The organism is Photorhabdus stackebrandtii, assembly GCF_011189495.1.
Lineage (GTDB): Bacteria > Pseudomonadota > Gammaproteobacteria > Enterobacterales > Enterobacteriaceae > Photorhabdus > Photorhabdus khanii.
In genome coordinates this window covers 1-11,887 of record NZ_PUJV01000046.1, presented here as the reverse complement: position 1 = coordinate 11,887, position 11,887 = coordinate 1, and the positions used below count along the sequence as shown (strand labels likewise).

The following is an 11,887-nucleotide window of genomic DNA, read 5'->3' as shown; positions in this document are numbered from 1 at the left end:
CATGCGAATTGGCAGAATGACTCAACGGTTAAGACCAGGAAGGCACTATCCAAGAAAATCTATGCAGCCCCGAACTCGCTGGAACTGTTTTGGCGCACAGGCATAGAAGCTTAACCGAATGCCATTGCAACGCTATCAGCCCCGGCACCGTTTTTTTTCTCCTGCACCCGCAAGGCTACCAGAACCGCGTGGGCTAACAAGGACAGCGTGATGTGCCGATACCAGCTCTGCCAGCGGCGCACTTCGTATTGCGCCAGACCGCACTCACCCTTGGTGGCTTCGAAACCCGTTTCTATCTCCCAACGCCGACCCGCCACCGGCTCCCGCAGACCGGCGCTTCCAGGCTCGTGGCGTCAACGACTGAGCGATGGCTTGCGCACTCATGAACACCGCTCCCTTCCACCACAGCGGCTCATTTTACCGGAAAATGCCCGGCGCTGGTGTTTTCAGGGGAAATCACACCTTGATGGCGTGACTACCTCAAAATATCTGATTCAATTGATCACTATTCCGATAAAACGGCATACCAAATTCGGTGTGAAGCGACACCATATGATCCAGTGTTTGCCAGTTATTGGCGATCATGTAAGGAAAATCAAGGTAAAAGCTGCAACAGCTGATACACATCGCCGAAAACAGCACTGTGAGAACATTACTGGTAACATAAACGTTTGGCGACATCCTAGAATTCATCGACGAATTCAATCGCGTTAAGTATGTATTATATATATGATACTTACAATGCATACGTAAAGTGGGCGTAATATGAAAATTAAGCAGGAGATCAAAGAAAAGATCATCAGTTCAGCTAATGCATTGCAGGCTGAAGGTATGGAAACTCCGACAAATGAGCAAGTGCGGGAGCATATGGGAGGCGGCTCGTTATCCCATATATCACCGGTTATGCGGGAATGGCGTGATACAAAAAAATTAGAGGCCACAGCCGCACTTGAAATCCCAGCAGATTTGAAAAAAGTTATCGAAACATCATTAGGTCAGGTCTGGACAGCTGCCAGCAAACTGGCCTCTACTACGGTTGACACAATTAGGAAAGAAGCTAACACCTCGATAGAAGTAGCAATAGCCGAGCGTGACGAAGTATTGTCCGAAATAATACGTCTGGAAGAATCTATTGCGGGTCTCCGAAAACAATTAGCGGAAAAAGAGCAAAATATTCACCAGATTGAGAAAGAGCAGGAAAACAAAAATGCTCAGATAATGCAGTTAACAACCGAAAACTCATCACTGGTAGCAAGAATAAGCGAGAAAAATGAGCAAGTACAGTCTCTGAAGGATGAAGTTAAAGAGTCCCGTAATGACTATAAAAAGCTACAGGAACAGTTAGTTGAGATAGCGCGTAACACCAACCAGTGATTTTTATGAGTGAATTTATTCACAAAAGCCACAATGGATCAGTGTTGTTGTATCATTTGGTGTTTCCTGCAAAACTCCAGTTTACTTTTTGCAAATGGAAAATAAAGTTGAATATCTTTTTTTTCACCAATATCTACCGACACCATATTGATAGGTACGCCAATAATGACGGAGAAGAAATGCAATAAATCAATAGGCTTCCCAGATACATCACTCACGTCAAATTGCTGATCTTCGGACGGAGAGAAAACGAATTCTATCCATTCTTTTATTTCATACGTCGAGCCAGATTTTGACGTTTGATATCCATAATTGGCGGCAAGTGTAAAATTTTTATCGTGTGCCGATATGTCTACACGAAATATGTCTTTATGATAATCAAAAACCAATTCATTATTCTTTAACTTTGGGTAGTTAAAGCCATTGAAGCCATTAAGCCACTTGAAACAACATCCATCCTAACCTTAATGGAGCTGATTGTCTTATTGAGCATGTCATCTCTTATTATCATACCAGGGTAGACGAATTTATTGAATATTCGACATTTATATAATATACATACCTCGTTTTTGTACGCGGTTACTCTTAGCTCTGGAATTTATGCTTTATTTGGGAATGAAAAACAATTATGGGTGTGCTTTCCATTTTCAAGCATGGTAGAGTTCCATCACCAAATGTTAAAATACCTGTGCCAGGATAGGAATCACCTACATCTACGTGAAGTTCATGTTTCTCATCAAAAAATGATTTCTTCATTCCATTCTCTCACTTTTAAATTTATTGGATATTTGTATTATGGGGGACGCTTGGAAAACGGACAATATTGTCCGTTCGTGAAATTTGTTCATAATGAAGTCAATAGATTAAGGGGCTGTCCTAGATAACGGTTATATTTTTCCCTTAACTATTTGTTTTAGAATATGTAATTGGTCTTTTACACCCGTTTTGACAAAATTGGTCATCAGTGGCGCATTGATAATATTCTGATAGATAAATCAATGTTACGCCAATGGCTGTCGTCGGGCTATATCGATAAAGGTTTGTTTTATCATACTGATACAGGAACCCCACAGAGCTGTATTATCTCCCCAACGCTCATGTTGCTGACGCTCTGGCCGGACTGGAGCAGCGCATTAAACAGGCGAGCGGATAAGGTAAATTTCATCTCTTACGCCGATGATTTTGTCGTCACCGGTACATCATACGCGCGGTAGTGTACTGGTGAATATTCATTGATCATTCCCGTTGACAAATGCCCTCTATCGAATCCTTAGAGGGCAAAATCCAGCAAAACGACAAGCATGCCGTAGACAAGGATTTGAAATTATATACCTGAGCCGTTTTCTTAATGTTTACCCTCTAAGCGGTATGTGATTGACCTCGCTTCAATCAAAAAAAACGGAATGCCAATAACATTACATAATGGGGCTTATGTAATGTTATACTGGTTGTTAACCGGGAGCAGGGGGGATGCAGAACAATGATGAGGCGCAATTTTTGTACAGTAAGAGTTGCCGCCGGGATCATCACAAAAAACCCCGCTGATTACTGATCACTCCGGCAAATGATCACCCTCCCAGGCATAAATGCTGGGGGATATCGCTAATAATGACTGAAGAGTGTACGTGAAATCTGAGCCACATTGCGGGGTTTTTTCCGCCCGACTTTTTACGTAGCGCCACCGAGATACCGAGGTTTTTATGGCAGATGGACTGCTCCTTGTTGGCCGCGATGCGGTACTTATCCCGGATAACTCTGACCTGAATGAGGAAGTACTCAGAAATCTTAATGCGTTTATCAAAGACCGGGAGGCGTTTGCGGACAACACCTGGCTACAATTCATAATAGCGGTAAGACTGTGGTGTCGTTGGTGTCTTGCCAAAGGCCACCCCTATCTGCCCGTTGACGCCGACTACCTGCGGGATTATCTGCTGGAACTGCATGAAAACGGGCTGGCGCCCGCCACTATCCGTAATTATACCGCTATGCTGAACCTGCTGCACCGGCAGGCGGGGTTAATCCCTGCCGGAGACAGTCAAAAGGTGAAACGGGTACTCAAAAAAATCCACCGGGTTTCGATCATTAACGGTGAAACCGAGGGTCAGGTAATCCCGTTCAGAATTACCGATCTGAATCAGATTGATGCGGCATGGCAAGCGTCAGACCGGCTGAAAGAGATCCGCAATCTGGCCTTCCTGTTTATGGCCTACAATACCCTGTTGCGTATTTTCAATCTTGCCCGTCTTAAAGTGAATGATTTGGTTTTTAATCGCGATGGCAGTGTGATGCTGAACATCGGTTACACCAAAACCCTTGTCAATGGACAAGGAGATCATCAAAGCGCTCAGCCCCAGAGCGTCAGCCAGTCTGCTAAAGTGGCTCAACGTTGCTGGCTTGATTGACCATCCCGATGCCTACCTGTTTTGCAAGGTACATCGGGTGAATAAAGCCATTATCACCATGGCTAAGCCATTAACCCGCTCTAATCTGGAACGGATTTTCTCCGCCACGTGGGCGGTGGTGCAGGGGGATAAGAAGGGGGTGGAAAACAAGGGACGCTACACGACCTGGACCGGTCACAGTGCGCGGGTGGGTGCCCGCGCAGGATATGACGGAATCCGGCTATTCTCTCGCTCAGATTATGCATGAAGGGACGTAGACAAAAGCGGAAACCGTCTTGGGGTACATCCGTCATATCGAGGCCAAAAAGAGTGTCATGATTGACCTCGTAGAGGGAAAATCTTAACCGTCAAACAAGGGAGAGCATAAAAAAGTGTGGGGCAATCGTTTAAATGCTCCCCTCAGATGGCCGTTCTGAATGGCGAATTAAAGGCACAATTTGGGAGTTGGTATCCCGGCATTAGAATTAATGAGCTAGCCGGAGTACGGTTGATAGTTCTACATTAATGTAGTAACACTTTTTTATGCTCTCCATATCGTCGTAGCTACCGTGTTAAATCAAGAAAATATCGCTTCAATTTCAGAAGCACAGCCCTCTAAGCACCGGCAGCAAGCTGCCGGTGCTTAGACCCCGGAAATCACGCCCCTGACGTCGCTCCGTGCCATCAGGCCCGCTCACTGGGGGGCTTCGCCAGGCTTAACTAACCAGAATCATCGCGGAAAGCCTGTATAGCTTAGCAGGGATGGGGAAGTGTCAGGTGATCCCTGTTAGAATAGTACCGGCTTACGCCGGGCTTCGGCGGATAACCAACAGTGCCATATACAATATCCGTGTACTACCTTCTATGCGCTGCGCGCATGAAAAAACCCGCAACTAAGCTGGTAATGCCAGCATTTTTTTAATGGCCGCAGACTACCGGTTGTGTCGTTTTGCTATCAATTAATCAATAAAAACGCTAACCGGTACACTAAAGCGAACTGAGAGTTTACGCATAGCTTCAAGTGTTAACGAACGTTCACCTTTCAAAATACGACTAACAAGGGAACGCGTCCCTATTTCGTTCTCAAAATCAGTCTGATTCAGGCCGTACTGATCCATCAATGTACGCAGAATTGCTACACCGCTTTGTGTGCTAGCAATACGTTCATTGAACTCTGTAAACTCTGGCGCACTATTTTCGTATGTGTCAATTTTAGCCGTAAGCATATCGACCAGCGGACTATCTGGATTGTGCTCGACCAGATATTCTACCAGCTTCATAGCCTCATCATAATCTTTGCGGGAAGTGCTGCCCCCTAAGAGAGGGACAATGCTTACCAGGCCATTTGCTGCCTGAATTGCTTCGTTGATCATCATTCTTTATTCCTCCGGTAATAATCCGTCAATTTGTTATATTCTGTATGGGTTGATATGTGCTTGATAAAAATTTTCCCACGCTCAAAATCTGCAAAAAACATCACTCTTAAATTATTGCCGCCAACATCAATGACCCACCATTTTTCCCGATATTTCATCCGATCCAGACTAGGGAATATGCACTTCATTTCATCTGGAGAACTGAACTTTAAGCGCCGCAACGACTTATATAGATCATCAAGTGCGGCGGAATTATTTGGGTAGCGGCGTGTAGCTAAATCAAACGGCTCCCTTGAAATAACATGCATTTCCATACCCTATTGTTTCCAATCTGGAAATAGTATACCTCAGGTTTATTATGTTGACAATATGGAAACAAATTATTCTACAGGAACATCAACGGTTCTGTCGCATTAGCGGAATGTCCAGTATACTTCCTTGTTTTTTAGCGGATCCCGCCCCATGTCCCTTATCCGAAATGTGTTCAAACGCCTGCATTATCCTGTTGATATCATCGCTCAGTGCATTCGCTGGCATCTGGCTTATGCATTGAGCCTGCATAACCTTGAGGAGATATGGATGAGACCTATATCAAAGTGAAATGCCAGTGGAAATACCTTTACCGGGCCGTAGACTCTGGCGGGAATACGGTGGATTTTCTGCTGACCGCACAGCGGGATAAGAAGGCCGCCCTGTGCCAGCATGGACAGCCTGAGATAGTTACGATTGATAAAAGCAGTGCCAATAAAGCGGCAGTAGACGAATTAAACCAGGGGAAACCAAAGGACGAAGCCATTATTATTCGGAAAAACAAATATCTCAATAACCGGATTGAACAGGATCATCGCCACATCAAACGACGAATACGCCCCATGCTGGGATTCAAAAATTTCAAGCGAGCACAAACTTTGCAGATCGGGATTGAACTGTTCAGTATGCTTCGCAAAGGACAATACCTGCAAGAGCCGGGCAGTTTTATTTCACCGGCCGCCTTCTTTTATCAACTGGCTGCATAAAAAACAATCACCTTCAATTTCACTCGAATTTTCTCTGTTAATGCGACAGAACCGTTCTTAATGGTGTCCAGTTACTTACAGTGATAAGGCAAGTGTGTGAGAACTGCACTTTTGCATCTGATTGTGTCCAGATATTTTAGCATCAAGAAATACAAATGTTTATTTTGACCACAATGATTTTTGTTGAAGAATACCTGAAAAAAACGGGAAGTAAAAGTCACTTACCAGCGCCGCTATGCGGCCATGAAGCAATAATGAAAGCGGTTGATACGTGGCTCGACATGCATATCAAAGATGACTATTCACAGAAGGCTGTCCGGCGTGCGGCTGGTGTACTCTGGTTTCCTTCCGACGACAATGCTTTTACTGCCGAGCTAATCAGATTGCTTGAGCAAATTAACGCACTAAAGTGGAGTATTGAAAGTCATATCATCAACACCTATCAGGGCCGTAACGCTCGTTTCGAAACGCTGCACAATCAGTGTGGGGGCGTGATGACTTTGCATCTGTATCGTCAGATCCGCTGGTGGAAAGACGAGAGGATTTCTGCTGTCAGATTCTGCTGGCAGGAAAAAGAGTCTCTTCTGGTGCCTGATAAGGTTGAGCTGCTATTAAGGATGGGTAAGGATAGCCGGGAGGACGAAAGCCAAGCGGTTCCTATGCATCAGTTGATCCAGAAAGTCATATCTGTACCAGAAGAACGCCTGCGTATTCGCCGTCGTTTGAAGGTTCAGCCCGTGGCTAACGTGACTTTTGTCAGCAAATTCAATCCAGCCGGGGCGCTTAAAACCGTCACCGCGCCGATGCCATACATCATTATCCAGAACGAAAGACCTGAGATAAAAATGTTGGGTAATTTCGATGCTTTTGAGCGTGCGAAACGCAGGCCACGCAATGACCGCGTAAAGACCGAAGTCCTCGGGAGCTTCCACGGTGAAAGTGTTGAAGTGATTACAGAATAAGGTTTTTTTACTGGGGTTTGGGGTGCAACGGAACCAAAACACGGTTAAGCGGTCAATTTAAACAGCCAAAAATAAACTAGCCAATTTACATCGTACATTGCCATTTTTAGCCACCTCATTTACGATAGCCAAATTAACTTTAACTCATCTTGGACGTATATTCATAATAGGTAATGTAAAACTCATAATTATTTGATTTTATGAATATTAGCCATTCTATTTAACCACTTATCAGTTATGGTTCCGTTGCTCCTTAAACCCCCATAATCGCGCATAGCGCGAGCAGCACCTAGCGATAGACCACCTGAAAAGGCTAAAAAACTGGCGTCGCTACGTGAAATCTGTAAAAGTTCGCGGGGTAAGTTCACCCAATTTTTTAATCTCCATCGCCTGAAAAACATACTGCCATTTCAACACCGTCAGCAGTATCGGGTAATGGTAGCTTATTATGGCGTAAAGCCCGAAGGTGTCCGATCATAATAAATCCGATCACCATATTCCGGGATTGGACATTTTTTCCGATAGTTGTAGTGACGCGCAATAAATGCCCCTTTTCAAACCACATTACTGATTCTTCCGCGCACCTTCCCTGAGAATGAGTAAACCACCAGAAAACCGGCCGGTTTTCTGGTGGTTTACAGAGCAGTTTAAATTCTGTCAATGAATCGGCTGATAACTCGCATTAAGACGTTTAGCCAGCTTCTCAAGTCGCTTATCCAGTGTCCACAGTCTTGCCCCCGGTGTTATCAGGGTCGATGCCAGCAATGTAATATCAACCAGACCACATCCGAGGCCGTACAGCTTTTCGTTTTCAATGAATGCCATCACCTCGATGATAGTGGCCTGATGACTCTGTGGTAACAGCCCCAGATCTCCAAGCGTTCGCAGTCTTGGTGCCGGAGGGGTACCGCAGGCTATCTCTGCCAGTATCATCGGATGAGTCAGGATCAGATCCCGACTCAACAGCTGGATCAACCCGTCATTCCTGTTTTTGAAATGGTCAATCCAGACGGACGTATCAACCAGAATAGTCATTATGCGGATGGCTCCTCATGGCGGCGGGGGATCATCTGCATTTCAGGCGATGAACCGCCGAGCGAGGCCAGTCTTTTTGCTGCCTGAACCCGAACGAACGTTTTTATCGCTTCCCGGAAGATATCAGCCTTATCCATGCCAGGCTCGGCCATTTCCAGCGCCTGTGCATACAACACATCATCAATCGTGACCGTAGTTCGCATAGCATTACCTCATGTGATTCATATTTTGATGATATCTTGCATCAAAACCGAAATCAAAGCAATCTGTAGAGTAAGAAAAGAATAATGATAGGGTGTAACCTTGCGTTGATTTTCTCAATGAGTTTTCTTGCAAAAATACCGATAGAAATTGGGCAAATCCGCAACAATCAGATAACCGGTCGTTTAACTGACACATCAAAAGTGAGAAGAAAGGTTTATGGCGCAAAAAATTGATGTTCGGGGTATAAAAGTCTCTGTCTTTTCCGACAAACAAGATGACTATATATCGCTATCAGACATCGCTAAGTACAAAGATGGCGACCGCGGTGATTACATTCTGCAAAACTGGATGAGAAACCGCAGCACCATTGAGTTTATCGGTTTGTGGGAACAGCTCCATAATCCTGATTTTAATTCCATCGAATTCGATGGATTTAAACATGAAGCGGGCGCAAACAGTTTCTCTCTCACGCCAAAACGCTGGATCACAACTACCCATGCAATCGGGATCATATCGAAAGCGGGCAGATATGGCGGAACCTATGCGCATCGGGATATTGCTTTTGAGTTTGCTTCCTGGATCAGCGCAGAGTTTAAGCTCTATCTATTAAAAGAATTCCAACGACTCAAACAAGCAGAAAATGAACAGAAAAATCTGGAATGGAATGTTTCGCGCACTCTGGCCAAGGTCAACTATCATATTCATACAGAGTCAATAAAAACGAACATTATTCCCGCTCAGGAGATTAACCCAAAAGCAAGAAACTTTGCTTATGCTAATGAGGCCGATATATTGAATCTGGCTTTGTTTGGCAAGACAGCCAGTGACTGGCGTCAAGAGAACCCGGAACTAAAAGGCAATATACGGGACTATGCCACACTGGAACAACTTGTCGTGTTATCTAATTTAGAAAGCTTCAATGCTGAACTTATCGGGCAAGGCCTCTCTGCAAACGACAGGTTCCAAAAGCTGAATCGCGTTGCGGTCAGTCAAATGAAGATCCTGATAGAAAACAAATCCATTGAAAAACTTAAACAATTAAAATAGGTCGTTCATGCGAATTGGGTATACCCGTGTCTCCAAATCTGATGGAAGTCAGGTGCAGGATCTCCAACTGGATGCTTTACTTGCTGCCGATGTCAATAAAGAAAGCATCTATCAGGATGAAATATCCGGGAAGTCAGACAAACGACCTGGATTGGATGCCTGTTTGAAAGCCCTCAGGCCTGGCGATGTGTTAATGGTATGGAAGCTTGACAGGCTTGGCCGAAGCTTAAAACACCTGGTGAACACTATCCATGATCTTGCGGATCGAAAAATAGGATTTAAGGTACTGACCGGGCAAAGTGCAGAAATTGATACGACGACGGCCAGTGGCAAATTGGTCTTTGGGATTTTTGCCGCGCTGGCCGAATTTGAACGGGAGTTGATCAGTGAACGAACAAAAGCAGGGCTGGCAGCGGCCAGAGCAAGAGGACGTGAAGGTGGACGTTCTTTTAAACTCACAAAATCTCAGGTTCGCCTGGCACAGGCTTCCATGAAAAGTAGGGATTGTAGCGTATCTGAATTATGTGAAGAGCTTGGGATTAGCAGGCAGGCTATCTATAAGTATGTAGGGCCAGATGGGGAACTCAGAGAACACGGCAAAAGAGTATTAAAATCTTAGCGCTAACTGAATACCCATTTTTTTCCTCATCAACTTTGAACCCTATCGGGGGATGGGAAAAAATAGCCAAAACCAAATCAATGCTGTTACTAACTCGCTGAATATGTGTGGGGACACTGATCTGTCGGGAGCCGGATGCGGTAGTTCCGCAAGTCCGGTTCTGAGGAGGGGCCTGTCCGGGTAACCGGCAGTTCTACTCAACCTAAACCCCAGTATGCCAATCCAAAACTGGAAACAGGCAATGAGTCGTTTTATGATTGAGTTCGGTGATCGTTTAAACGACCACCTTTAATTAAAGGGCAAATACACAGAATTATTTACAGGGTCATTATAATATATAATAAGCCACAGATTAATATTTACTTAACTCCATCAGTGGGAGAGCCCCATTTGTTTTAATTTCAAGCTGATAATCCCCCTTACCTTTACCTGAGTCACCAGACATAACCTGCTTATTGCCAAACTGTTTACTACTGTCTGTAACATAGACGTACTTGTCATGTTGAAACATGTAGTTCACAATATCAGAAACTCCTTTCTCACTGAAAGTGATTTTGATATAATGACCAGCGTCAAGAGCTTTCTGATTATCACACCACGGAATCCACATATCACCGGTAGATGAATCCTTCTCAGGAGAAACAGTCACATGGTCAGGAATGATGGGAAATGTTTCATTTGCTGATTCCTGATTAAATAAATCTACTTTGTATTTACAACCAAATTTGTTATTAACATTAATAATATTACGAATATCTGACATAATAATTTCATCCTAATATAATTTAAAGAATTTTTTCTTTTATATAACATGTCAAAGGAACTATAATACTGTATACACATATCCGTCAATGGGATTTATCTGTACTTCCTACCTATCCCTCAACTTTCTATGATTTTTATAAATTCTTTAGGGGAGTGTTTTCATTTATTAAACTCTTAAGTCCGAGTTTAATAAATATCATTGATAATGATATTTACATGAAACCGTCATTCCGCATCTAATTCCTGATTTAAAAATAGTGTGACCTTTTGCATGTTTTGTGTATTTATTGCGTTGATGAGATTGACGGCGGTCTCTAGTTTGGGAGAGCATAGAAAAGTGTGGGGCATTTATGTGGCAGCAGCTAAAGAAGCCACTTTAACGTATAAGTATTCATGGGCCGATAATGGGTAATAGTCCGGTTGAGTTGCCCAATTTACCGCTAAATAATTCAAGTGCCCCACACATTTTATGCCTTCCAGCCTGTTAACCATAACTGGATATTTTTTAACAGTGAAACGATAGCAAAGCGAATGGCGAAAAAACAGCAAATGCAATGGAGTCAGCAAGATGCGCATTATCTCTTACAAACACGGGTAATAGTATTAAATGAAGAGCTTGAAAGTTTATTTCATCGTTGGTATCCCAAATTGAAGAATACAGAGATAGAGGCTCTAGCTGCGTAAAAATACCCCATAGATTTTTATGCTCTCCTTCGCGTGGAATATTTTCCGTTTTCCAAACGGACTCATAAAACGCTGGATGATGACATAGTAGTTATTATATCTACAAATAATAATATATAATGTAAACTATCATTATTCAATGTCATTCATATGATTCTCTAATTAAATATTTGCGTTTTATTTAAATCAAACTACGATCTTTATATAACGTAACATAATATAAGTTACGTTAATTTTTAAACTAGCTGAACTTAACTCTTCATTAATCGAGGTTATATCATGAAAGAACTTCAAGAGATTACTAATGCATGGGGTGCGTGGAAAGCTAAGCAACTGGGAACTAGTTTGCATTTTACTGCGAGTACTAAATATGGTGGTAATTCTCACCTTTCTCCGTATACAAAATATGAAGTTCAGAGCGATT

At 43.4% G+C, this 11,887-nt stretch carries 13 protein-coding genes and 3 pseudogenes; 8 read left to right on the top strand and 8 right to left on the bottom strand.

The annotated features are described in order from the left end of the window. Window positions 1-110: 110 nt before the first annotated feature. Window positions 111-344, bottom strand: a pseudogene (locus C5470_RS23065) (hypothetical protein); the annotation flags it as partial. A 421-nt stretch (window positions 345-765) separates the two neighbouring features. Here C5470_RS23065 and C5470_RS20465 point away from each other — a divergent pair. Further along, window positions 766-1,374 (top strand): DNA-binding protein, encoded by a 609-nt coding sequence (locus tag C5470_RS20465; RefSeq protein WP_166291570.1) that lies wholly within the window; start codon window positions 766-768, stop codon window positions 1,372-1,374. A 38-nt stretch (window positions 1,375-1,412) separates the two neighbouring features. Here C5470_RS20465 and C5470_RS22535 read toward each other — a convergent pair whose 3' ends face one another. Continuing rightward, window positions 1,413-1,763 (bottom strand): hypothetical protein, encoded by a 351-nt coding sequence (locus C5470_RS22535; protein ID WP_207627060.1) that lies wholly within the window; start codon window positions 1,761-1,763, stop codon window positions 1,413-1,415. Between the two features lie 537 nt (window positions 1,764-2,300). Here C5470_RS22535 and C5470_RS20455 point away from each other — a divergent pair. Continuing rightward, entirely contained in the window at window positions 2,301-2,588 is a 288-nt protein-coding gene (locus C5470_RS20455) for an RNA-dependent RNA polymerase family protein (protein WP_207627059.1), read from the top strand. A gap of 486 nt (window positions 2,589-3,074) precedes the next feature. Continuing rightward, a complete protein-coding gene (locus C5470_RS20450) occupies window positions 3,075-3,776 on the top strand; it encodes a site-specific integrase (protein ID WP_166291568.1) in 702 nt (233 codons plus the stop codon). Between the two features lie 938 nt (window positions 3,777-4,714). On the opposite strand, the gene C5470_RS20445 is transcribed toward C5470_RS20450, so the two are convergent. Together C5470_RS20445 and C5470_RS20440 are read right to left on the bottom strand one after the other, a co-directional pair. Beyond that, window positions 4,715-5,131: a helix-turn-helix domain-containing protein gene (locus C5470_RS20445; protein ID WP_166291566.1), complete on the bottom strand. Its 417-nt coding sequence runs from the start codon at window positions 5,129-5,131 to the stop codon at window positions 4,715-4,717. Next, entirely contained in the window at window positions 5,128-5,439 is a 312-nt protein-coding gene (locus C5470_RS20440) for a type II toxin-antitoxin system HigB family toxin (RefSeq protein WP_166291574.1), read from the bottom strand. Before C5470_RS20440 ends, C5470_RS20445 begins: the two co-directional genes overlap by 4 nt. A gap of 154 nt (window positions 5,440-5,593) precedes the next feature. On the opposite strand from C5470_RS20440, the pseudogene C5470_RS20435 reads away from it, so the two are divergent. Together C5470_RS20435 and C5470_RS20430 are read left to right on the top strand one after the other, a co-directional pair. Continuing rightward, window positions 5,594-6,147, top strand: a pseudogene (locus C5470_RS20435) (IS6 family transposase). 155 nt (window positions 6,148-6,302) lie between these two features. After that, window positions 6,303-7,109, top strand: a complete 807-nt coding sequence (locus C5470_RS20430; protein WP_166291564.1) for a DNA replication terminus site-binding protein — start codon at window positions 6,303-6,305, stop codon at window positions 7,107-7,109. A gap of 376 nt (window positions 7,110-7,485) precedes the next feature. On the opposite strand, the gene C5470_RS20425 is transcribed toward C5470_RS20430, so the two are convergent. The 3 genes from C5470_RS20425 to C5470_RS20415 are packed head-to-tail and all read right to left on the bottom strand — an operon-like array spanning window position 7,486 to window position 8,347. Next, window positions 7,486-7,770 (bottom strand): hypothetical protein, encoded by a 285-nt coding sequence (locus C5470_RS20425; protein ID WP_166291562.1) that lies wholly within the window; start codon window positions 7,768-7,770, stop codon window positions 7,486-7,488. Next, entirely contained in the window at window positions 7,767-8,144 is a 378-nt protein-coding gene (locus tag C5470_RS20420) for a type II toxin-antitoxin system VapC family toxin (protein WP_132356337.1), read from the bottom strand. Before C5470_RS20420 ends, C5470_RS20425 begins: the two co-directional genes overlap by 4 nt. Beyond that, complete coding sequence (locus tag C5470_RS20415; protein WP_036847976.1) at window positions 8,144-8,347, bottom strand: type II toxin-antitoxin system VapB family antitoxin; 204 nt, start codon at window positions 8,345-8,347, stop codon at window positions 8,144-8,146. The genes C5470_RS20420 and C5470_RS20415 overlap by 1 nt, the downstream gene beginning before the upstream one ends. A gap of 217 nt (window positions 8,348-8,564) precedes the next feature. Here C5470_RS20415 and C5470_RS20410 point away from each other — a divergent pair, with 217 nt between their 5' ends. Both C5470_RS20410 and C5470_RS20405 read left to right on the top strand, forming a co-directional pair. Beyond that, window positions 8,565-9,395, top strand: coding sequence for a KilA-N domain-containing protein (locus tag C5470_RS20410; protein ID WP_166291560.1), 831 nt, complete (start codon window positions 8,565-8,567; stop codon window positions 9,393-9,395). Window positions 9,396-9,402: 7 nt separating this feature from the next. Then, window positions 9,403-10,014, top strand: a complete 612-nt coding sequence (locus C5470_RS20405; protein ID WP_166291558.1) for a recombinase family protein — start codon at window positions 9,403-9,405, stop codon at window positions 10,012-10,014. 352 nt (window positions 10,015-10,366) lie between these two features. Here C5470_RS20405 and C5470_RS20400 read toward each other — a convergent pair whose 3' ends face one another. Next, the gene (locus C5470_RS20400) at window positions 10,367-10,777 is read right to left on the bottom strand and encodes a hypothetical protein (protein ID WP_166291556.1); all 411 of its coding nucleotides are present in this window, start codon (window positions 10,775-10,777) and stop codon (window positions 10,367-10,369) included. A gap of 512 nt (window positions 10,778-11,289) precedes the next feature. Between C5470_RS20400 and C5470_RS20395 the strand changes: the two are divergent. Beyond that, window positions 11,290-11,463, top strand: a pseudogene (locus C5470_RS20395) (ISKra4 family transposase); the annotation flags it as partial. Window positions 11,464-11,887 lie beyond the last annotated feature (424 nt).